We start from the raw sequence: 21,203 nt of genomic DNA, 5'->3' as shown, positions 1-21,203 counted from the left end.
CTTCCCGAAAAAATCTGCCGGGGCGAAATCAGCGCGCAGTGCGCGGCCCTTCACTCCCCTTTATTCTTGCCGAGATCCACACCGAGTTGCTTGAGCTTGCGATACAGGTGCGTGCGCTCCAGACCGGTCTTCTCCGCCACGCGCGTCATGCTGCCGTTCTCGCGCGCGAGGTGATATTCGAAGTACGCGCGCTCGAACGCGTCGCGTGCGTCGCGCAGCGGGATATCGAACGAGATCGATGCTGTTTGCGCCGCCAATGCGCCGCTGCTCATGCCGTCGGCCGACAGCATCGGCAACGCCGCCGCCGACGCCACTGCCGACGCGTTCGTCGGCAAGGCCGGCTTGACTGCCGCGCCGCCTGGCGCGCTCGCCGCATTGCCACGCGCCAGCCCTTGCTCGACGGCCTTCAACAGCTTCTGCAACGCAATCGGCTTCTCGAGAAAATTGAGCGCGCCGATCTTGGTCGCTTCGACCGCTGTATCGATAGTCGCGTGGCCGGACATCATGATCACCGGCATTGTCAGTTGCCCTTGCGCGGCCCACTCCTTGAGCAACGTCACGCCGTCGGTATCGGGCATCCAGATGTCGAGCAATACCAGATCGGGCGCCTGGCGCAAACGGAAGTCGCGCGCTTCCTGCGCGTTTTCCGCGGCCTCTACGACATGCCCCTCGTCGCTCAGGATCTCCGAGAGCAATTCCCGGATGCCCATTTCATCATCTACCACCAGGATGGTTGCCATTTACGCTGCCCTTGTCTGCACTGTTGCTTTTGTCGTTCCCTGCGACGCACCGCCGTGCGCCGCCCGCGGCCCCGCTTCAGGCGCCGCGGCATCGTCTGCCAGTTGAAGGAAGAGGATCGAAATCTGCGCGCCTTCGATCACATCGCCCGCTTTCATGCGGTTGCGAATATCGATCCGCGCGCCGTGTTCGTCGACGATCTTCTTGACCATCGCGAGACCGATGCCCGTACCTTTGGCCTTGGTCGTCACGTAAGGCTCGAATGCACGTGTGAGGATACGCGCGGGGAAGCCCGGCCCGTTATCCGACACTGTCAGACGCACCGCGACGCGCACCTTGCCTTCCGCGTCGGGGTCTCCGTATTCTACTGTCCTCGTCTCGAGCAAGACACGTGGTTGCTCGACGTCGGCCACTGCATCCTGCGCGTTCTGCAGCAGGTTGTGAATCACCTGACGCAATTGCGTCGCGTCGCCGCGGATCACCGGCAACTCCGCGAGCTCCACCTGAATCGAGCTCTTGCCTTCCTCGATACCGTACAGCGTGAGCACTTCGCTGACCAGATCGTTCAGCTGCAGATGCGCAAGCACCGCCGGCGGCGTACGCGCATAGTCGCGGAAATTGTCGACCATCTGCTTCATTGCCGCGACCTGGTTGACGATCGTGGTCGCGCCGCGCTTGAGCACATCGGCATCCGACGGCGAGAGCTTGTCGGCGAGCTTCATCTGCAAGCGCTCGGCCGAAAGCTGGATCGGCGTGAGCGGATTCTTGATCTCATGCGCGAGGCGCCGCGCGACCTCACCCCACGCGATCGAACGCTGTGCGGAGATCACGTCGGAGATGTCGTCGAACACGACGACGTAGCCCGAGGTCTGCATGTCTTCGGCGTCGCGTTCGGTGGCGGACACAAGGCGCGCGCCCCGCACGAGCAAGGTGAGCGGTTCCGTTTCGCCCGGCACCTGCACCGAGAACTGCTGCTGCCAGTGGCCGCGGTCGTCGTGACCGTCGCCGCTCGCGGCCTCGCGATCGGCAAAGGCCTTGCGCACCATGCCGCCGAATTCGCTCAACACGCCGATCTGCTCGAGCGCCGAACCCAACACCTCCTGGAACTGCTGGCGGAAGATCCGCTCGGCGCCGCGGTTCGCGGTGGTGAGGCGGAACTGCCGGTCGAACACGAACACGCCCGCCGTCAGGTTCGCGAGAATGCTTTCCAGATAGGCCTTCGAATGCTCGAGCGCGATACGGTTGTTCTCGACCGCCGCGCGCGCTTCGGACAACTGCCGCGTCATCGCGTTGAACGACTGCGTGAGGAAGCCCAGTTCGTCGCGCGACTTGATTTCGCGCTTCGGCGTGTAGTCGCCTTCGGTCACTTCCTTGGTGCCCTGCGCGAGCAGGAACAACGGCCGCGCAAGCTGATTGCCGAGCGCGAGCGCCAGCATCATCGCGATGAAGGTGGCAAGGAACAGCGCGAGCGTCAGCGTGCCAATGTACATCTTGCGCAAGCCGGTGCGGCCCAGCGCCTTCTCCTGATACTCGCGATACGCGCGCTGTACTGCATCGGCATTGCGTGCGAGCGAGGGCGACACCGGCTGCGTGAGTTGCAGGAACCGTTCGGTGGGTTGCAGCAGCGCCGCGTTCGAATCAGGAATACGCTGCACGACGCGCAGCCGCAACGCGCCCTTGCTGCCGTGCGCGTGCGGATCGCCGTCCACCTCACCTTCGATCGCGGCGAAACCGCGGCCGCGCGCCTGATCGATCATCAACGGCGTGGGCAAGTCGTTCGGCACGAGCGTCGCGTAATTGCCGGACGCCTGTGCGACCACGTGCATGTCCGGCGTCGCGCCCGACATGCTGCGGGTGGGTTCGACGATCGTCGCTTCCTGCACGCCGAACTGATCGCGCAAGCGCAAGAGCGTGAGCGTCGTGCCGGCCGCGTCCGCGCTCGCCAACTGTTCGGACATCAAACGGCCCTTGGTCTGCAGATCGGACAGCGAGGCGTCGAGCATGCCGCGGCCGAGATTCAGGCCCGAGGTCAGCGCGGTTTCGACGTTCACGTCGAACCACGACTCGATACTGCGCGACACGAACTGATACGACACGACGTAAATGATCCCGCCCGGCACCACGCCGACCAGCGCCATGAAGAACGCGAGCTTCGCTAACAGCCTGGTGCCGAACTTACCCTTCCGTAGCCGCGCGATGATGATGATGACGAGCGTGGCCACCACCAGCAGGAAGATCATCGCGACCGCGAGGTTGGCCGCATACAGCCACTGGTAATAGCGGTCGAAGAATTCGGTATTCGCGCTCGCCGCCGCCAGCAGGACGAGCAGCAACACGGCCGTCACGGCGACCGTCGACACCAGCACGCGCACGACGATGCTGCTGACACTGGTGGCTCGGCGCACTCTATTTAGCACGTTCGGTCACCGTGAAGGTAAAGCGCTTCCACTCCGAAGAGAGATTCCAGTCGCGGTTGTTCACCGCGTCGATCTGGAACGGCTTGGGCATCAGCGCGATGTCGAGTTGCATACGCACGGAGGCATTGTAAGTCTCGCCGGCATGCACCTGATTGCGGTCGATCACATGCCACGAGGTGACGTGCTTGATCACCGCGAGCGCGTCCTTGAGCGTCGTGAAGCCGAGCTGCAAACCGCCCGACGACACGCTCGACACGCGGTACTCACGCGTGAGCGGCTGGAACGACAGCCGAATGCTCTGCGACACGCTCACCGGTTGCTCGTCGAACCAGTACCAACGCGGCCGGCTCAGCTCGAAATCGGTCGTGAAATAAAGCGGAATGCCTTTATTGACCGCGTCTTCGAGGTTGCTGTTCAGATCGAAGTCGAAGCGCGCGTCCAGGCTCCAGCCGGTATTGTCGGCCTGCAGCGACGCACGCTGCACCGCGATCGGGTCAGCGTGCGCCGCGCCCGGTGCGGCAAGCCATACGGCCAGCGCGATCCAGAGCACGGCTGCGAGCCGAAGCGGGAAGAAGCGTTTGATGGTCACCGTTTCTGAAAGCGCGCGTAGAAAAATCCGTCGTGGTCTGAGTTCGAGCCGGCGCCATCTTCAGCGGCGTGTCCGGCATGGGAACCGGCCGATGTGTCGGCGGGCGCGCGGGCAACTGCGGGTAAAAGTTGCCCCGGCGCGTCCAATCGTACCGCATCCTGGTATTTGTCTCCAAACCACTGCGCCTGCAACTCGCCTTCTTCGGGGAAGATCGAGCACGTAACGTAGAGCAACTCGCCGCCTGGCTTCACGAGCGGCCACAGCGCGTCGAGAATGCGGCGCTGTTCGGCGACCAGCGCGGGAATATCCGACGCGCGGCGCAGCCAGCGAATATCCGGATGACGCCGCACGATGCCCGACGCCGAGCACGGCACATCGGCGAGAATGCGGTCGAACGGCTGGTCGATGTCGTCATGCCATTTTGACGGCTGGCCCGCGTCGCCGATGCGTACTTCCGCGTCCAGCTTGAGCCGCTGCAAATTTTCACCGATGCGGCGCGCGCGCGACGCGTCGCTTTCGAGCGCGATGAGCTGGAGGTTGGCCAGTTCCAGCAAATGACCAGTCTTGCCGCCAGGCGCCGCGCACGCATCGAGCACGCGCATGCCGTCGCGCACGCCGAGCAGTTGCGCCGCGAGTTGCGCACCGGCATCCTGTACGGACACGACGCCGTCGTTGAAGCCGGGGATACGGTCGACCGGCATCGGCGTGGCCAGCTTGACCGCGTAGTCGCCGGCTCGGCTCGCGGCGATGTGATGAGCCTGCAGCACTTGCAGATAGGCATCGACTGTCGAGCGGCGCGCGTTCACGCGCAACGTCAGCGGACCTTGCGTGTTGCCGGAGGCGAGCACCGCTTGCCACGCGTCGGGCCATGCGCGCTTGACTGCGTCGATCCACCACGCGGGGTAATTCCAGCGCGCCACTTCGTCGGCCTGCAATGCGCTGAGCAGCGTCTCACGCTCGCGTAAGAAATTACGCAGCACGGCGTTGACGAGTCCTTTCGCAAACGCGCATTCACGACGCGCAGCGATTGCGCTGACAGCCTGATCGACGACGGTGAACGGCGCGTAAGCAGCGCTCGCTTCATCGTCGACGAGCAAGGCGAGCGCACAGGCGAGCACGTGGCCGACGTGTGGAGGCGGCGCCTTCTTTACCAGCTTCGCGATCAGCCATTCGACAGTGGCCAGACGTCGCATCGTGCGATACGCGATGTCCTGCACCGCGCCGCGCGCCGCGGCGGCGTTGCCTTCAGGCGCGGACACGAACACGGATTGCAGGGCGGCCGGCAACGCCGCGCCGAGGCGCACGGCGCCGACGGTCTGGCCTGCGCAGTCGAGCGCAAAACCGAGCGATTCGGGCGCGAGATGCATCACCGACAGACGTGATTCGCGCGGGCGCGCCGATTGGGAAGCAGAACGCGAAGAAGGCTTTGGGATCATGAAAGAGGCAAAGGCAGGCCGCGCGGAGCGCGCGACGCAAACAGCACATTGTAGCGTGGTGCAGCGCGGGGGCCTCTGCGGCAGGACGGCCGGGCCGCGGCAACCAGCGCGTATGGCCCGAGAACCTGCTGCCGGCGTGACAGGCCTTCACATCGCTTGTATCCGGCGGCGCCGCCGCTCTCGCGCGCAATTTTCTCCGCTTCATAAAAAAGGCGAGCCCGCGGACTCGCCTTTCATCACACGGCGTGCGCGCCTCGCCGTTCGCGCCTCGCCATCGGCGCCGCGCGCCGTTATCCGTTATTCGAAGCGCCCGGTGCGCGCCATTTCCATCAACCGCGCGATGCGTTCCTCCGTGGCCGGGTGCGTCGAGAACAGATTCGCGATACCGCCGCCCGACAGCGGATTCATGATCATCATCTGCGCGGTGGCAGGATGCTGTTCGGCTGCGGGGAACGGAATGCCGCTCGCGTAACGATGGATCTTGTCGAGCGCCGAAGCCAGCGCTTGCGGGTCGCCGGAAATCTGCGCGCCGCCACGGTCCGCTTCGAATTCACGTGCGCGCGAAATCGCCATCTGGATCAGCGCGCCGGCGATCGGCGCGAGCAACGCGACTGCAATGCTCGCGATCGGATTCGTCGGACGGCCGTTTTCGTCGCGGCCACCGAAGAACATCGCGAAGTTCGCCAACGCGGAAATGGCGCCCGCCATCGTCGCGGAGATGGTCGAGATCAGGATGTCGCGGTGCTTCACGTGCGCCAGTTCGTGCGCCATCACGCCGCGCATCTCGCGCTCGGACAGCACGCGCAGGATACCCGTGGTGGCCGCGACCGCCGCGTGCTCCGGATTGCGGCCCGTGGCGAACGCGTTCGGCGCGTCTTCGTTGATCAGATAGACGCGCGGCATCGGCAAGCCAGCGCGGGTGGCGAGATCGCGCACCATCCGGTAAAACTGCGGCGCGCTCGTCTCGTCCACTTCCTGCGCGTTATACATGCGCAGGACCATCTTGTCCGAGAACCAGTACGAAAAGAAATTCATTCCGAGGGCGATCACGAGCGCGATCGTCATGCCGCGCGACCCGCCGATCATCCCGCCGATCACGATGAAAAGGGCCGTGATCGCGGCCATCAACATCGCGGTTTTGACCCAATTGAACATGTCTGCAACTCCTTGCCCTAACGCGGGTTCATATCTGCGCCGCGTCATCGCGGCGCCTGATTGTAAGCGAACTGTTAGATATGTGCGCGCGAGGAAAATTCAATCATCTTGATGCGGTGGCGAGCTTGACGCCCAAGCCGACGAATGCGCTGCCAACGCCGCGATCCAGCCACTTCTTCACTGACGGTTTGCCGGAGAAACGCCGCGTCACGCTTCCGGCGATCCACGCGACGAAACTGTTCCAGATCATGCTCATCACGACGAACACAACGCCGAGCGTGAGGAACGCGAGCGCTTTGTGGTCGCTGCCGGTCGTCACGAACTGCGGGAAGAAAGAGACGAAGAACAGCACCACCTTCGGGTTCAGCACGTTGGTCCAGAAGCCTTGCAGGAACAGCTGACGCAGCGACTTCGGCGCGCCCGCCGCACGCGCTTCGCACGCCGCCTCGTCTGCCGCGGGCTTCGCGAAAATCAGCCGCACGCCCAGATAAATCAGATAAATCGCGCCGACAAACTTGATCACGGTGAAAGCGGTGGCCGACGCGGCCAGCAGCGCCGTCAAGCCGAACGCGCAGGCAAGCGAATGGACGCAGCATCCGGCGGAGATACCGAGCGCCGACATCAGACCCGCCCCGCGTCCCTGCGCGACACTGCGCCCGACGATATAGGCCGTATCTGGCCCGGGTGTCACGTTCAACAAAAAAACGGCGACGACGAAAAACTCGAAATGGGTGATGCCGAACATGGAAATCCTCGAAAACTGGGCCGTTGCATGGAGGATTCTAACGCGCCGCAGGCGTGCGGCGGGGGCGCCGAACATCGGCCGAACGGACGATGTTCAGGACGCGCGCACCGCTGTTATTGTGCTTCGGGAAGCTGGAAACGCTGCCCCGCGGCCAGCGTCGCGCCGGCCAGAAATTCGCGTACCGGCAAGCGCTTGCCGCCGGGTTTCTGCAATTGCGTGACACGCAGCGCGCCTTCCCCGCAGGCCACTACAACGCCTTCGGGCGACACATCGGTAATCGTGCCGGGAATGCCGCCATTGCCTTGCGTTTGTGCCGGCACGGCCGCCCAGATCTTGATCGACGTGCCGTCTTCCAGCGTGGCCACGCCGCCGGGGAACGGGTCGAATGCACGGACCTGGCGCGCAAGAACGGCGGCCGGCCGTCGCCAGTCGAGCGCGGCTTCGTGCTTGCCGATCTTTTCCGCGTAAGTCGCGCCGTCCGCGGGTTGTGGCGTCGCCGGCAGCTTGCCGTTGCGCTCGAGTTCGCTCAGCGCGTCGACGATCAGCTTCGCACCGTCCTGCGCAAGCCGGTCATGCAAGGTGGCGGTGGTGTCGTCGTCGGAAATCAGCGTGCGCGCTTCGGAAATCATCGCGCCGGTGTCGAGGCCGACTTCCATCTGCATCAGCGTGATGCCGGTTTGCGTGTCGCCCGCTTCAATTGCCCGATGGATCGGCGCGGCGCCGCGCCAGCGCGGCAACAGCGATGCGTGAATATTGATGCAGCCATGCGACGGGATATCCAGCACTTCCTGCGGCAGGATCAGGCCGTAGGCGGCCACCACCATCACGTCGTGCGGCGTGGCGCGCAGCAGGTCGATCGCGGCTGCGGCTTCGGCCGGGTACTTGCCGGCACGGCGCAGCGACGGCGGCTGCGCGACGGCAAGGCCATGCTCCTGCGCATGGCGCTTTACCGGGCTCGCCTGCAATTTCATTCCGCGTCCGGCGGGCCGGTCGGGTTGGGTCAGCACGAGCGGTACCGGAAAACCGGCGCTGTGGATCGCGGCCAGTGCGGCCGCGGCGAACTCCGGCGTACCGGCAAAGATGACGCGCAACGAATGACTCATGAACGGGGGCAGTAGGCGAAATGGACGCGAATTACATCGCGTGGGCGAGCTTCTTCATCTTGCTCTTGATACGCGTCTGCTTCAGCGACGACAGGTACTCGACGAACACGCGGCCTATCAGGTGATCCATTTCGTGCTGGATGCAGACCGCGAGCAGCCCTTCGCAGCCCATCTCGAAGGTCTCGCCCTTCTCGTTCAGCGCCCGCACTCGCACTTTCTCGGCGCGCTCCACGTTGTCGTAAATGCCCGGCACCGACAAGCAGCCTTCTTCCGAAAGCTTCCGCTCATCGCTCGACCAGATGATTTCCGGGTTAATGAAGACGAGCAGTTCGTCGTGCGCGTCCGACACGTCGATCACGACCACGCGCTCATGCACGTCCACCTGAGTCGCGGCAAGGCCGACGCCGGGCGCGGCGTACATCGTTTCGGCCATGTCGGCGACGAGGCGGCGGATGCGGTCGTTGACCGCTTCGACCGGCTTCGCGATCTTGTGCAGCCGTTTGTCCGGGTAATTGAGGATGTTCAGTAAAGCCATGATCTTGAAGTTGATTTCAGGCGCCGCTGGCCGGTGGAAGGTTCGCGTTGGCCATTCGGCCAGGTTGTGAGCCCATCGCGTTACGCACAGGATAGATGGTGTCGAACCGGTTCGATTCAACGCGCCACTTGCGCTAGACGACGAGCCCGCGCGGGTGGGCGCGGCGCTGCGGTTATTTCGGATGATGAAAATTTTAGCATGGCGCCCGCCTGCCCGCTGGCCCTGTAGGAGGATCGACCGCAATGCACACGTTGCCCGCAACCCATATTGAACTCGCCGCCTGGCTGCGGCTATCGCTCGCGCCGGGGCTGAAACCGGCCGCGCTACGTTTGCTTCTGAGCGCTTTTGGACTTCCCGAAGCGATCTTTGATCAATCGCCAGAGGCGCTCGCCAGCATCGTCGGCGAGGCTGCCGCGCGCGCCGTGCTGGCCCCGGCCAGTCCCGACTTCGAGGCACAGCTTGCCGCAGTGGTTGCGTGGCGCGAGCAGCCCAGCAATCAGCTGGTAACGCTCGACGATCCTGCCTACCCGCCCACGCTGCTGACCATGCCCGATCCACCGCCGTTGCTATATATAAAGGGCCGGCTCGATCTGCTGCATACGCGGGCAATTGCCGTGGTGGGCAGCCGCAGCGCGACGCCGCAAGGTGTGGAGGACGCGGAGCGTTTTGCGCGTGAGCTTTCAGTGGCGGGAGTGACAGTTGTGTCGGGGCTGGCGCTCGGCATCGACGGCGCCGCGCATCGCGGCGGTCTGGAAGGCCCCGGCGGCACGGTGGCGGTCATCGGCACCGGGGCGGACCTCGTGTACCCGTCGGCGCATCACGCGCTGGCCCGGCAGATCGCGGTGCGAGGCGCGATCGTCTCAGAATGGCCGCTCGGCACGCCCGCGCGCGCCGCCAATTTTCCGCAGCGCAACCGGTTGATCGCCGGCCTCGTCAGCGGCGTGTTGATCGTGGAGGCAGCGATGCGCTCAGGCTCGCTGATCACCGCGCGGCTCGCCAACGAAATGGGGCGCGATATTTTTGCGCTGCCTGGCTCGATCCACGCGCCGCTATCGCGCGGCTGTCATCGAATGATCAAGCAAGGCGCCAAGCTGGTCGAAACGCCCGATGAGGTGCTCGAGGAACTCGGCTTCGCCAAAGCGTCGACGGCAAAGCCTGTTTGCACGCCGTCTGTGCAGCGGGATAGCGAGGTTCAGGCGGATTCGCCACCGGCAGCGGCGTCAGCTGCCGTCCGGCCAGCAATTACCGCAGAAGGTCAGCGATTGCTCGCCGCGCTCGGTCATGCGCCAAGCACACTTGAAATTCTTGCCACCCGCACCGAGATGGAGGGCGCAGTATTGCAAAACACATTGCTGCAACTCGAACTCGCCGGCCAACTGACCGTCCTGCCTGGCGGTCGCTTCATGCGGGCAAGCTACGGCTGACCCTGCATCGACCATGGATTGACCGCGGCTCGCGACCGGCCATGCTACATTCGCGCCAAAGCACCTGACAAAAGTACGCAAGGAACCATCATGCCCGCGCTGAATCTCGACACCGACCAAGACCGGATCGCCGAGCGCGTCAACGAACCCGACACGCTGTTCGTTGCCTGCCTGTGCGCGGAGTGGTGCGGAACCTGCCGTGACTATCGGGAAGTCTTCGACCAACTGGCGGACAAGCGCCCGGACATCTGCTTCGCATGGATCGACATCGAAACCCATGCCGACCGTTTCGATGACCTGGACGTCGAGAATTTCCCGACCATCCTGATTGAAGACTCGGTCACGACACGTTTTTTTGGCACGGTTTTGCCACAGGCGGCGATTGTCGAGCGGATGCTGGTCGACCTGACGGCCGTGCCCGGCATCAGCGGAGCGCCCAAATTGCGGCCCGCACTGGCAGTCGCCTGACGCGCAGCAACCGGCCGCACAGCCTTGCGGCACAGCCGCTGCAGGCTGTCCCGAACGCGCACGCCACGGCTTGCTCAACCGCTGGGCACGAAATTATGATGGCACGCATTTTTATGGCACTTGACACGCCGCTCTCGCGCCGTGTGCTATAAAGCGGTCGTTATTGGGTCGCAAAGGTCGCAAACGAGGGTCGCGCGCTAATTTCGCGCACTCAAGGCCATCAACCCGGATCTACCAACCTCACATCGAGTCATGTCCAAAGCACTGATCATCGCCGAAAAGCCTTCCGTCGCGAACGACATCGCGCGCGCTTTGGGCGGTTTTACCAAGCATGACGAATACTACGAAAGCGACGACTACGTCCTTTCTTCGGCAGTCGGCCATCTGCTGGAAATCGCCGCGCCCGAAGATTATGAAGTCAAGCGCGGCAAGTGGAGTTTCGCCAATCTACCCGTCATTCCGCCGCATTTCGACCTTAACCCGATCGCAAAAAGCGAGTCGCGCCTGAAGGTGCTGACCAAGCTGCTCAAGCGTAAAGACGTCGAACGCCTGATCAACGCATGTGACGCGGGGCGCGAAGGCGAGCTGATTTTCCGCCTGATCGCGCAGCACGCGAAAGCCAGGCAGCCGGTGCAACGCCTGTGGCTGCAATCCATGACGCAGGCCGCGATCCGCGAAGGATTTGCCCGCCTGCGCAGCGACGAAGAAATGCAGCCGCTCGCCGACGCGGCACGCTGCCGTTCGGAAGCGGACTGGCTGGTCGGCATCAACGGCACGCGGGCCATGACCGCGTTCAACAGCAAGGGTGGCGGCTTCTTCCTGACCACGGTTGGGCGGGTGCAGACGCCGACGCTATCGATCGTCGTGGAGCGCGAAGAGAAAATTCGCCGCTTCGTGCCGCGCGACTACTGGGAAGTGAAGGCGGAGTTCGTCTGCGCAGCCGGCTTCTATGAAGGCCGCTGGTTCGATCCCAAGTTCAAGCGTGACGAGTTCGATCCGGAAAAGCGCGACTCGCGTCTGTGGGCGCTGCCCGCCGCCGAGACAATCGTCGCCGCCTGCCGCGGCCAGATCGGCACGGTGACGGAAGAGTCGAAGCCGTCCACGCAACTGTCGCCGGCGCTCTTCGATCTGACCAGCTTGCAGCGCGAGGCCAATGGCCGCTTCGGCTTCTCGGCGAAGAACACGCTCGGTCTGGCTCAGGCGCTGTACGAAAAGCACAAAGTCTTGACCTATCCCCGGACCGACGCGCGCGCGCTGCCGGAAGACTATATGGAGACGGTCAAGCAGACACTCGGCATGCTCAAGGAGAGCAACAACTATCTGCCGTTCGCCAAGCAGGTGCTCGACAAGGGCTGGGTAAAGCCGAACAAGCGCATCTTCGATAACTCGAAGATCAGCGACCACTTCGCAATCATCCCGACGCTGCAAGCGCCGAAGAGTCTGTCCGAACCGGAACAGAAGCTGTACGACCTGGTCGTGAAGCGCTTCCTGTCGGTGTTCTTCCCGGCCGCCGAGTACCGGGTGACGACGCGGATCACGGAAGTGGTCGGCCATCACTTCAAGACCGAAGGCAAGGTGCTGGTCGAACCGGGCTGGTTGCAGGTCTACGGCCGTGAAATCAGTGGCGAAGACGCGAACCTCGTGCCAGTGCAGAAAAACGAGAAGGTCAAGACCGACAAGATCGCCGCACAGCAACTGGTGACCAAACCGCCCGCACGCTACAACGAAGCGACCTTGCTGTCGGCAATGGAAGGCGCGGGCAAGCTGGTCGAAGACGACGAACTGCGCGAAGCGATGGCGGCCAAGGGTCTCGGCACGCCGGCCACGCGTGCTGCGATCATCGAAGGCTTGCTCGGCGAAAAGTATCTGATCCGCGAAGGCCGCGATCTGATTCCGACCGCCAAGGCATTCCAGCTGATGACGCTGCTGCGCGGCCTCGGCGTCAAGGAATTGACCGCGCCGGAACTGACCGGCGAGTGGGAATACAAGCTCTCGCAAATGGAGCGTGGCAACCTGCCGCGCGACGCGTTCATGCAGGAAATCGCCCGCATGACGCAAACCATCGTCAAGCGCGCGAAGGAATACGATTCCGACACGATCCCGGGCGATTACGCGACGTTGCAGACGCCGTGTCCGAATTGCGGCGGTCAGGTGAAGGAAAACTACCGGCGCTTTGCGTGCTCCAAGTGCGAGTTCTCCATTTCGAAGATTCCGGGCGGACGCCAGTTCGAAATCGAGGAAGTCGAGGAGTTGTTGAAGAACAAGACGATCGGACCGCTGTCGGGTTTCCGCAGCAAGATGGGCCGGCCGTTCTCGGCAATCCTGAAGCTTTCGCTGGACGACGAGATCAAGAACTACAAGCTCGAATTCGACTTCGGCCAGGATTCGGGCGGCGAAGACGGCGAACCGCCTGATTTCTCCGACCAGCAGCCGGTCGGCGCATGCCCGAAGTGCAAAGGACGCGTGTTCGAGCACGGCATGAGTTATGTCTGCGAGAACTCGGTTGCGAACCCGAAGACGTGCGACTTCCGCTCGGGCAAAGTGATCTTGCAGCAGGAAATCGCCCGCGAGCAAATGGCGAAACTGCTGGAAGAAGGACGCACCGATCTGCTGACGAACTTCAAGTCGTCGCGTACCGGCCGCAACTTCAAGGCGTTCCTCGTCAAGCAGAACGACGGCAAGATCGGCTTCGAGTTCGAGAAGAAGGAACCGTCGGCGAAAACCGCCGCGAAGACTGCGGCGGCGAAATCAGCTGCCAAGGCGGCGCCGGAAGCGGATGAGGACGAGGCGGCAGTTGCAGTGAAGGCGGCGCCCGCGGCAAAAAAAACAGCTGCGAAGAAAGCGCCCGCTGCCAGGACCGCCGCGGCCAAGAAGGCGCCCGCCAAGAAAGCGGCGGCGCGCAAGACCGGCTCGTAATTGAAGCTGGGGGAATCCGGCAAGAATCTGCGGCAGGAATCTGTGGCAGGCATTCAGTTCGTGTCCAGCCAGCTTCGCGCTCGCTATAAAAAAGGCGCAGTCACTTGAAGTGACTGCGCCTTTTATTTACCGCCAGACTGCGTTTGTCGCCGCGCTTCCCGTCCAGGACGAACTCACAACGGCGACAAAGCCGTCGGTCGCGGGCGATTCGACGTCTTCGCCAAGGTCTTCGGCACTGGCGACAATTCGCTGTCGAGGAGCCGTGATAGCGGCTCGGCGCCGTCGAAGGCTTCCGGCGGCATCATCTCCGTGGAATCCACCGCGGCCGCCGTGGCAGGACGCACCAGGCCGTCTTTGATCCACTGCTCGCCGAGCAGACTGTTCGGCGTCTGGCTGAAATGATCGACCAGGTGATCGATGAACGTGCGCACCTTCGCCGGCAAGTGACGGCGGCTCGGATACGCAATGTTGATCTCCACCTGCGGCAAACGGTAATCGCCGAGCAGGCGCACGAGCCTGCCGCGCGTCATGTCGCGGCCAATCAGATAGCTCGGCAGAATCGCGATGCCCATGCCGAGCAGCGCAAACTGCCGCAGCATTTCCGTGTTGTTCGCCACGATCACGTTCGACGGACGCACCCGCACCTCGCCGTCCGGCCCCGTGAACACGCGCTCGTCGCCCCAGTACTCGGACGGCAAGCTCAGGCACGGATGCTCGAGCAGATGCTCAGGACGGGTGGGCGTGCCGTGCTTTTCCAGGTATGCGGGAGTCGCGCACACCGTCATGCAACCGGTGGTCAAACGCCGCGTGACGATGCTCGCGCTGCGCATCTGCCGCGCGATCACCACACCGACGTCGAAGCCTTCTTCGACCAGATCGACCTGGCGGTCCACCAGCGTGACATCGGGAATGACTTTCGGATAGCGCTCCGCATATGTCTGGAGCACCGGCGCCAGGTTATGCAACCCGAACACGACCGGCGCAACTATTCGCAAGGTGCCCACGGGTTCATGATTTCGCGCGACCACCATCTGCTCGACGTCTTCCAGTTCGTCGAGAATCTGACGCGCACGCTCCAGATAAACTTGACCTGATTCCGTCAGCGACAAGCTGCGGGTTGTGCGATTGAGCAGCCGCGTACCAAGACGGCCTTCGAGATCGGCAACGTGGCGGGTCGCGACTGCGTTGGAAATATCCATCGCGCTTGCAGCGCGGGCAAAACTGCCGAGATCCGCCACTTTGACGAAAACTCGCATCGACTGCAAATGATCCATAGGACAACTCCTGCCGTGTTACAGCGTCCTGACAATTAGTGAAAACCAGTGAAGCGAACTTGGAATTCTCCTACGACTCGCAAAATCGTGCAGAAGTTGCCCGTCAAAGCGGAAATTTTGTCGATATTTGTGCCACTGTGTTCCCTAGCGCGGGGCATGGACGCTCATTGTTCCCAGAAAGGCAACAATCTGCTGCACTGCAGCTTGCACTGTCTTTTTTGTTCGAGCAGACGCAACGGTCGCTCGAGTGTTGCTGAATCAGAAAAAATGCCTTGGGGGTCGAATTAAAAAACAAAAACCGCCCGAAGGCGGCTTTTGATACGAAGTGAACACTCACGTGATCAGGCCACGATTTTTCGCTCCAAGGCTGCTTTAGTCTGAGTCAAAGCCGGTGGCAACCCTTGCTGCAGTGTGTCAAACAACTCGGCATGCAGAACGAGTTCATCGCGCCAGGCGGCGGCGTCGACCGAGATCACCTGCTGGAATTGCCCGCGGCTGAAATCGAGCCCGCTCCAGTCGATGTCTTCATAGTGCGGCGAAATGCCAAAAGCGTGTTCCTCGCCTGACGCCGAGCCTTCAATGCGTCCGACCATCCAGCTCAACACCCGCATGTTCTCGCCAAAGCCCGGCCAGACGAACTTGCCGTCCGCGCCCTTGCGGAACCAGTTCACGCAGAAGATCTTCGGCAGCTTCGCGTTCAATTTCTCCAGGCGTTCACCGGTTTTGAGCCAGTGACCGAAGTAGTCGCTCATGTTGTAGCCGCAGAACGGCAGCATCGCGAACGGGTCGCGGCGTACGACGCCCTGCTGACCCGCGGCGGCCGCGGTCGTTTCGGAGCCCATGGTCGCTGCCATGTAGACGCCTTCGACCCAGTTGCGCGCCTCGGTAACGAGCGGCACGGTGGTCGAACGGCGGCCACCGAAGATGAACGCGTCGATCGCGACGCCCGCCGGGTTCTCCCAGTCAGCATCGATCGACGGACATTGCGAGGCCGGCGCCGTGAAGCGCGCGTTCGGGTGCGCCGCTTTGCGGCCGCTTTCCTTCGCGATCGCCGGCGTCCAGTCCTTGCGCTGCCAGTCGATCAGGTGCGCGGGCGGTTCGTTGGTCATGCCTTCCCACCAGACGTCGCCGTCGTCGGTCAGCGCAACGTTCGTGAAGATGACGTTTTCCTTCAGTGTGGCCATGGCGTTGAAGTTGGTCTTCTCGCTGGTGCCCGGCGCGACGCCGAAATAGCCCGTTTCCGGATTGATCGCGTACAGGCGGCCGTCCTTGCCCGGCTTGATCCACGCGATATCGTCGCCGATTGTCGAGATTTTCCAGCCGTTCAGGCCTTCCGGCGGAATCAGCATCGCGAAGTTGGTCTTGCCGCAAGCCGACGGAAACGCGGCGGCGACGTGATGCTTGCGCCCTTCCGGCGAGGTCACGCCGAGAATCAGCATGTGTTCGGCGAGCCAGCCTTCGTCGCGGCCCATGGTCGACGCGATGCGCAGCGCGAAACACTTCTTGCCGAGCAGTGCATTGCCGCCGTAACCCGAGCCATAACTCCAGATTTCCCGCGACTCGGGGAAATGGACGATGTATTTGGTGCTGTTGCACGGCCACGGCACGTCTTTAGCGCCCGCAGCGAGCGGCGCGCCGACCGAATGCACGCACGGCACGAACTCGCCGTCTTCGCCCAGCACGTCATACACCTTGCGGCCCATGCGCGTCATGATGCGCATGTTGGCCACCACATACGGGCTGTCGCTCAACTCGATGCCGACGTGCGCGATCGGCGAACCGAGCGGCCCCATCGAGAACGGCACCACGTACATCGTGCGGCCGCGCATGGTGCCGTCGAACAGGCCGTCGAGCGTCGAGCGCATTTCGGCCGGGGCGATCCAGTTGTTGGTCGGGCCGGCGTCTTCACGGCGCTGCGAGCAGATGAAGGTGCGGTCCTCGACGCGCGCCACATCGGACGGATCGGACCACGCGAGATAGGAATTGGGACGTTTGGCGGGATTGAGCTTCTTGAGGGTGCCGGCTTCGACCATCTGCGCGCATAAGCGGTCGTACTCCTCCTGCGAGCCATCGCACCAGACCACCTGATCGGGTTTGGTCAACGCTGCTACACGCTGGACCCAATCGATCAATTTCCGGTGTTTGACCCAGGCGGGCGCTTCGATGATGGGCTGTCCTTCGAATGAGGAATGATTCATCGACCTGTCTCCGTTTTGAAAGCAATAGAAAAACAGTACAAGCCCAGCGACGCTACGCGCGAGAGGCGGTCAATTCATCACACCGACGTTCTTACAACGCGCGCAATTGTTCAGGTTATCGTGGGCCACACACAGCCCGTTGCGCGGAAGCTTTTGCCGACAGCCTTCTGAAACCGTCTGTAAAGCGGCTTGCATCAACACGCAACAAACTGTTAAAAACGATGTCAATCCGCCTTGCCGTGGTGCTGCCGTTCTTCGCGGAAGCTACTACGGTACGGCATCCATCCAGACCACCATGTGACCTGGGTCACATGGTAGGACAGTCAGCATAACACTCCGTTTCGCACCGTCATGGTGCGCCGCAAGACACATACCATGAAGATTGCCATCCTCGACGATTACCAGGACGCCGTTCGCAAGCTCGATTGCTTTCAATTGCTGGCCGACCATGAGGTCAAGGTTTTCAACAACACTGTCCGTGGCTTGGGCCAACTGGCGAGCCGTCTTTCCGAAGTCGACGCACTCGTCCTGATTCGCGAACGTACCCGCATCAACTCGCAACTACTCGATAAGTTGCCTCGTTTGCGCATGATCAGCCAAACCGGCAAGGTGTCGAGCCACATCGATCTGCAGGCGTGTACCGAGCGCGGCATCGCCGTGCTGGAAGGCAGCGGCTCGCCGATCGCGCCGGCCGAACTGACGTGGGCACTCATCATGGCCGCTCAACGGCGGATTCCGCAATACGTGGCAAACCTTAAGCAAGGGGCCTGGCAACAGTCGGGGTTGAAGACGTCGGCATTACCGCCGAACTTCGGTTTGGGCCAGGTGTTGCGCGGCCAGACGCTGGGGATTTGGGGTTACGGCAAGATCGGGCGGCTGGTTGCCGGATACGGCAAGGCGTTCGGCATGAATGTGCTGATCTGGGGCCGCGAGCATTCGCGCGAAGCGGCTCGCGCCGACGGCTTCGGCGTCGCAGAAAGCCGCGAAGCGCTGTTCGAGCAGAGCGATGTGCTGTCGCTGCACCTGCGTTTGCATGACGACACGCGCGGCATCGTCAAGCAGGAAGACCTGATGCGGATGAAGCCGACCGCGTTGCTCGTGAATACGAGCCGGGCCGAACTGCTCGACGAAAATGCGCTGGTCAATGCGCTGTCGCACAACCGTCCGGGGATGGTCGCAATCGATGTCTACGAAAGCGAGCCGATTCTGCAGGGCTACAGTCTGCTGCGGATGGAAAACGTGATTTGCACGCCGCACATCGGCTATGTCGAGCGCGAGAGCTACGAGTTGTATTTCACCGCGGCGTTCAAGAACATTCTGGCTTTCGACGCCGGCGATACGGCAAGCGTAGCGAATCCGGAAGCGTTGCAGGGCGGCCGGCGGCGTTAAGCGAAGCGCGGCCGCGGGCTCGGGCCTGGCGGCGCTCAACGAAAAGAAACGGCGAAACGAAACCGCGCCGCCGCTCAGCGCGCTTCGTGCGCGGCGGCTTCGCGCAGATCGGGCATGCGTTCAAGGAAAGTCTCGCCGTCGGTGCGGCCGAGGTTGTACGCGTGGACCATCTGCGAGGGGCTCGTGTAATCCCAGCTCGAAATCGGCACCTTGCGCGAGGGCTGCACGTAGAGCCGTTGCTGCACGCCATGCGGCACGACGAACATCTGCGGACGCGGATAAAGACGCGTGACCATCACCAGCACGTTGCCCGGCGCGTCGGCATCGAGCGCGCCGACCGGCACGTTGTCGACCATCCCGCCATCCAGCACCGGCCTGCCGTGGCGCCGCAGAACCGGCGTGAACGGCGGCGTACTCGACGATTGCAGGATCAGATCCGCGAGGTCCTCGACCGTCGCGCAATCCTGCGCGCGCACGAATTCCGGACGGAAACCGAGCGTCTGACCAAGCGTCGGATGCAGCGTCTTGCGCACGTACTTTTCGATGTTGTACGCGATCAGCCCCGCGGCGACCGCGCTGCGTGCGCCGAGCCAACGCGGCAGATGCGACACGCCGATGCGGATTTCCGGCGCCTGTGCGAGCGTCGAAAACTTGTCGCCATAGATGTCGAGCAGAGCCTGCCGGTAGATGCGGTAATGCGGAAACACCGATTCGCCGCGCAGCAGGTTGCCCCAGTAGGCGTTGCGGGTGTTGTGGCGCAGCGCCTCTTCGTAATAGCGCATCACCCAGTCTGAATCGCGCGTGTAAAGCATGCATGCGGTGGCGGCGCCGGCCGAAATACCGGTGATGACGCGCGGACGGATACGCAGCTCCGGCTGCACGACGTCCCAGAATCCCGCCTGCCACCAGCAACGATTGCCGCCACCGGCGAATACGACCTGATCGAACATCTTGGCTTTTTCCCCTAATACGGCGTGCGGGCGCGTTGTTTTAAGTCGAATTGAGTCGTTTTAGTCGAGCAGCGCGTAGGTGGTCGTGGCGTGGACGGCCATGTTGCCGGTTTCATCAAGCAACTCGACTTCACCGAACACCAGATTGCGGCCCATGCGCAATACGCGCGCGGTAATCAGCACGTCGCCCTTACGGACCGCGCGCATGAAACTGATGTTGAGCGAGACCGTGGTCATCGGCTTGAAGCCGCCGAGCGCGGCCGCAATCGCGACGATCATCGCCGTATCGGCGGCCGCCATGAAGACCTGACCGCAGATCACGCCGCCCGAGTGACGCAGTTCGCCGGAAAACGGCAGGCGCAGCGTCGCGCCCTCTTCGCCGACCTTGACCGGTGTGAGCGTGAGCGTGCGCACCCACGGCGCGAGGACGCGGTCAAGCAACTCGAGAATCTCTTTATCATTCATGTTTGTCCCCGGTCGAGAGCCGCACGACGCTTCGCGCGGCATGGTGTCCGCGACATGATACCGGGACGCTGAGCGCAGCGCGTTGTCAGTGACAGCGCGTCTGCCAGGCAGATGTTCGAGCGCCCTTTAGCAGATTTTTTTAAGAAATCTGCTAAAGGGCCTTGGCAATCCCGGAAAGTTGCTGCATAATTTCGCTTCTGTTGGGGGCGTTAGCTCAGTTGGTAGAGCAGCGGACTCTTAATCCGTAGGTCGAGTGTTCGAGTCACTCACGCCCCACCAAGAAATTCAAGCACTTAGCTCAGTCCTCGTGACTGGGCTTTTTGCTTTCTGGATTCCGTGTAGGCACCGTGTAGGTATTTTGGGTCTGTATCAATCAATGTCGATCCATGTCGACGTGCTGGGCAAATGTAGCCGCGCGCAGCGCGCCGAGATATTCGGCCAACGACAAGAACCTGTTAGCGTTCAAACACTCCTGGCGCAGCCCCGGGTCCGGTAGGCACTTCGGCCTATGGTTGGACTTCCCTCGGAACGGTAGACAGATTCCAGCCTTACGCTGAGGCAAGTTCAAAGGCTTCAGGACCGCCGTCGAGCGTGCTGACGCAAGCGCGCGCGTGGTCACTCGAAAGAATTTACGCCAGCAAATCCATCAGCCCCGGCAGCCCTGCGCGAATCGCGTAGCCGTTATTGACCGGCGTCAGGTCCACCCGCAGCCCGGCCTCGCGCACGATCACCACGCCGGCCATCACATCCCAGGCGTTGATATGCGCCTCGACGTAGCCATCGAACCGGCCTGCCGCGACATACGCAAGACCGAGCGCAGCCGACCCGAGACGACGATGCTCGATGCCCTTCAGGTAAAGCTGTTCGATGGTACTCAGGTACGTCGACAACGCGGTACGCGCCGAATAGCCGATATTCACAAGCCCTGCCCCGGTCTGCAGCTTGCGGCCTTGCAGACGCGCCCCGTTCAGGTAAGCCCCCTCGCCCTTGCAGGCATGAAACAGCTCGTCGTTGACCGGATCGAAAATCACACCGAGCACCGGCTCGCCGGCGACAACGTAGGCAATCGACACGCACCAGTGCCGGTGCTGGCGCAGATAGTTGCTGGTCCCGTCGATCGGATCGACGATCCACATGCCGGCCTGGCCTTCGGTACGTCCGGTTTCCTCGCCAAGAAACCCGTCTTCCGGAAACTGCGTAGTCAGCACGTCGCGGATCAGCCGCTCGGTTGCCCGGTCAGCCTCGCTGACGAAGTCCTGCGGCCCCTTCTCGACGATGACGAGATCGTCGCGCTTCAGTCGTTCCTGAAACGACAGCGCGAGCGCACCGGCGTCCCGCGCAAGCTGCCTGGCCACCGCCAGGCGCTGATGCAATGAATCCATGGATAACGTCCGGAGAGTG

The 21,203-nt window shown here is 62.7% G+C and carries 17 protein-coding genes and 1 tRNA gene; 5 read left to right on the top strand and 13 right to left on the bottom strand.

Going from position 1 to position 21,203, the window contains the following annotated elements:
* Nucleotides 1–50: 50 nt before the first annotated feature.
* The 8 genes from esaR to def all read right to left on the bottom strand — a co-directional run bounded on the left by esaR (nucleotide 51) and on the right by def (nucleotide 8,718).
* The gene (esaR, locus tag AC07WT_RS00595) at nucleotides 51–740 is read right to left on the bottom strand and encodes a response regulator transcription factor EsaR (RefSeq protein WP_492590662.1); all 690 of its coding nucleotides are present in this window, start codon (nucleotides 738–740) and stop codon (nucleotides 51–53) included.
* On the bottom strand, nucleotides 741–3,155 hold the full coding sequence (locus AC07WT_RS00590; protein ID WP_494945685.1) for a sensor histidine kinase: 2,415 nt from the start codon (nucleotides 3,153–3,155) through the stop codon (nucleotides 741–743).
* Nucleotides 3,145–3,744 carry a DUF4390 domain-containing protein gene (locus AC07WT_RS00585; protein ID WP_492590664.1) on the bottom strand — a complete coding sequence of 200 codons (600 nt, stop codon included), beginning with the start codon at nucleotides 3,742–3,744 and terminating at the stop codon, nucleotides 3,145–3,147. The genes AC07WT_RS00590 and AC07WT_RS00585 overlap by 11 nt, the downstream gene beginning before the upstream one ends.
* Complete coding sequence (rsmB, locus tag AC07WT_RS00580) at nucleotides 3,741–5,180, bottom strand: 16S rRNA (cytosine(967)-C(5))-methyltransferase RsmB (RefSeq protein WP_494945684.1); 1,440 nt, start codon at nucleotides 5,178–5,180, stop codon at nucleotides 3,741–3,743. The genes AC07WT_RS00585 and rsmB overlap by 4 nt, the downstream gene beginning before the upstream one ends.
* A 297-nt stretch (nucleotides 5,181–5,477) precedes the next feature.
* The gene (gene htpX, locus AC07WT_RS00575) at nucleotides 5,478–6,335 is read right to left on the bottom strand and encodes a zinc metalloprotease HtpX (RefSeq protein WP_492590666.1); all 858 of its coding nucleotides are present in this window, start codon (nucleotides 6,333–6,335) and stop codon (nucleotides 5,478–5,480) included.
* A gap of 103 nt (nucleotides 6,336–6,438) precedes the next feature.
* A complete protein-coding gene (locus AC07WT_RS00570) occupies nucleotides 6,439–7,080 on the bottom strand; it encodes a LysE family translocator (RefSeq protein ID WP_494945683.1) in 642 nt (213 codons plus the stop codon).
* A gap of 113 nt (nucleotides 7,081–7,193) precedes the next feature.
* Entirely contained in the window at nucleotides 7,194–8,183 is a 990-nt protein-coding gene (gene fmt, locus AC07WT_RS00565; RefSeq protein WP_494945682.1) for a methionyl-tRNA formyltransferase, read from the bottom strand.
* Between the two features lie 31 nt (nucleotides 8,184–8,214).
* Nucleotides 8,215–8,718 (bottom strand): peptide deformylase, encoded by a 504-nt coding sequence (gene def / locus AC07WT_RS00560; protein ID WP_494945681.1) that lies wholly within the window; start codon nucleotides 8,716–8,718, stop codon nucleotides 8,215–8,217.
* Between the two features lie 242 nt (nucleotides 8,719–8,960).
* Between def and dprA the strand changes: the two genes are divergently transcribed.
* The 3 genes from dprA to AC07WT_RS00545 all read left to right on the top strand — a co-directional run bounded on the left by dprA (nucleotide 8,961) and on the right by AC07WT_RS00545 (nucleotide 13,526).
* The gene (dprA, locus tag AC07WT_RS00555; RefSeq protein WP_494945680.1) at nucleotides 8,961–10,142 is read left to right on the top strand and encodes a DNA-processing protein DprA; all 1,182 of its coding nucleotides are present in this window, start codon (nucleotides 8,961–8,963) and stop codon (nucleotides 10,140–10,142) included.
* Between the two features lie 90 nt (nucleotides 10,143–10,232).
* Nucleotides 10,233–10,610 (top strand): thioredoxin family protein, encoded by a 378-nt coding sequence (locus AC07WT_RS00550; protein ID WP_492590671.1) that lies wholly within the window; start codon nucleotides 10,233–10,235, stop codon nucleotides 10,608–10,610.
* Nucleotides 10,611–10,862: 252 nt separating this feature from the next.
* Nucleotides 10,863–13,526 carry a DNA topoisomerase III gene (locus tag AC07WT_RS00545; protein ID WP_494945679.1) on the top strand — a complete coding sequence of 888 codons (2,664 nt, stop codon included), beginning with the start codon at nucleotides 10,863–10,865 and terminating at the stop codon, nucleotides 13,524–13,526.
* A gap of 173 nt (nucleotides 13,527–13,699) precedes the next feature.
* Here the strand turns inward: AC07WT_RS00545 and AC07WT_RS00540 are convergent, their stop codons facing one another.
* Nucleotides 13,700–14,800: a LysR family transcriptional regulator gene (locus AC07WT_RS00540; RefSeq protein WP_492590673.1), complete on the bottom strand. Its 1,101-nt coding sequence runs from the start codon at nucleotides 14,798–14,800 to the stop codon at nucleotides 13,700–13,702.
* 341 nt (nucleotides 14,801–15,141) lie between these two features.
* Entirely contained in the window at nucleotides 15,142–16,998 is a 1,857-nt protein-coding gene (locus tag AC07WT_RS00535; RefSeq protein ID WP_494945678.1) for a phosphoenolpyruvate carboxykinase (GTP), read from the bottom strand.
* A gap of 375 nt (nucleotides 16,999–17,373) precedes the next feature.
* Between AC07WT_RS00535 and AC07WT_RS00530 the strand changes: the two genes are divergently transcribed.
* Nucleotides 17,374–18,387 (top strand): D-2-hydroxyacid dehydrogenase family protein, encoded by a 1,014-nt coding sequence (locus tag AC07WT_RS00530; protein WP_492590675.1) that lies wholly within the window; start codon nucleotides 17,374–17,376, stop codon nucleotides 18,385–18,387.
* 74 nt (nucleotides 18,388–18,461) lie between these two features.
* Here the strand turns inward: AC07WT_RS00530 and AC07WT_RS00525 are convergent, their stop codons facing one another.
* Nucleotides 18,462–19,337 (bottom strand): patatin-like phospholipase family protein, encoded by an 876-nt coding sequence (locus AC07WT_RS00525; RefSeq protein ID WP_492590676.1) that lies wholly within the window; start codon nucleotides 19,335–19,337, stop codon nucleotides 18,462–18,464.
* 60 nt (nucleotides 19,338–19,397) lie between these two features.
* Entirely contained in the window at nucleotides 19,398–19,802 is a 405-nt protein-coding gene (locus tag AC07WT_RS00520; RefSeq protein WP_492590677.1) for a PaaI family thioesterase, read from the bottom strand.
* A gap of 203 nt (nucleotides 19,803–20,005) precedes the next feature.
* Here AC07WT_RS00520 and AC07WT_RS00515 point away from each other — a divergent pair.
* A tRNA-Lys gene (locus AC07WT_RS00515) sits at nucleotides 20,006–20,081 on the top strand.
* A 350-nt stretch (nucleotides 20,082–20,431) separates the two neighbouring features.
* On the opposite strand, the gene AC07WT_RS00510 is transcribed toward AC07WT_RS00515, so the two are convergent.
* The gene (locus tag AC07WT_RS00510) at nucleotides 20,432–21,184 is read right to left on the bottom strand and encodes an inositol monophosphatase family protein (protein WP_494945677.1); all 753 of its coding nucleotides are present in this window, start codon (nucleotides 21,182–21,184) and stop codon (nucleotides 20,432–20,434) included.
* Nucleotides 21,185–21,203: the final 19 nt, after the last annotated feature.

It is taken from the genome of Paraburkholderia sp. GW821-FHT02A12 (assembly GCF_059422005.1).
This window is presented reverse-complemented; position numbering and strand designations above follow the sequence as displayed.

What these genes read in the sequence shown, in the direction of transcription:
- esaR (WP_492590662.1), bottom strand. Translation starts at nt 740, where the DNA reads ATGGCAACCATCCTGGTGGTAGATGATGAAATGGGCATCCGGGAATTG.
- rsmB (WP_494945684.1), bottom strand. Translation starts at nt 5,180, where the DNA reads ATGATCCCAAAGCCTTCTTCGCGTTCTGCTTCCCAATCGGCGCGCCCG.
- htpX (WP_492590666.1), bottom strand. Translation starts at nt 6,335, where the DNA reads ATGTTCAATTGGGTCAAAACCGCGATGTTGATGGCCGCGATCACGGCC.
- AC07WT_RS00570 (WP_494945683.1), bottom strand. Translation starts at nt 7,080, where the DNA reads ATGTTCGGCATCACCCATTTCGAGTTTTTCGTCGTCGCCGTTTTTTTG.
- fmt (WP_494945682.1), bottom strand. Translation starts at nt 8,183, where the DNA reads ATGAGTCATTCGTTGCGCGTCATCTTTGCCGGTACGCCGGAGTTCGCC.
- def (WP_494945681.1), bottom strand. Translation starts at nt 8,718, where the DNA reads ATGGCTTTACTGAACATCCTCAATTACCCGGACAAACGGCTGCACAAG.
- dprA (WP_494945680.1), top strand. Translation starts at nt 8,961, where the DNA reads ATGCACACGTTGCCCGCAACCCATATTGAACTCGCCGCCTGGCTGCGG.
- AC07WT_RS00550 (WP_492590671.1), top strand. Translation starts at nt 10,233, where the DNA reads ATGCCCGCGCTGAATCTCGACACCGACCAAGACCGGATCGCCGAGCGC.
- AC07WT_RS00545 (WP_494945679.1), top strand. Translation starts at nt 10,863, where the DNA reads ATGTCCAAAGCACTGATCATCGCCGAAAAGCCTTCCGTCGCGAACGAC.
- AC07WT_RS00540 (WP_492590673.1), bottom strand. Translation starts at nt 14,800, where the DNA reads ATGGATCATTTGCAGTCGATGCGAGTTTTCGTCAAAGTGGCGGATCTC.
- AC07WT_RS00535 (WP_494945678.1), bottom strand. Translation starts at nt 16,998, where the DNA reads ATGAATCATTCCTCATTCGAAGGACAGCCCATCATCGAAGCGCCCGCC.
- AC07WT_RS00530 (WP_492590675.1), top strand. Translation starts at nt 17,374, where the DNA reads ATGAAGATTGCCATCCTCGACGATTACCAGGACGCCGTTCGCAAGCTC.
- AC07WT_RS00525 (WP_492590676.1), bottom strand. Translation starts at nt 19,337, where the DNA reads ATGTTCGATCAGGTCGTATTCGCCGGTGGCGGCAATCGTTGCTGGTGG.
- AC07WT_RS00520 (WP_492590677.1), bottom strand. Translation starts at nt 19,802, where the DNA reads ATGAATGATAAAGAGATTCTCGAGTTGCTTGACCGCGTCCTCGCGCCG.
- AC07WT_RS00510 (WP_494945677.1), bottom strand. Translation starts at nt 21,184, where the DNA reads ATGGATTCATTGCATCAGCGCCTGGCGGTGGCCAGGCAGCTTGCGCGG.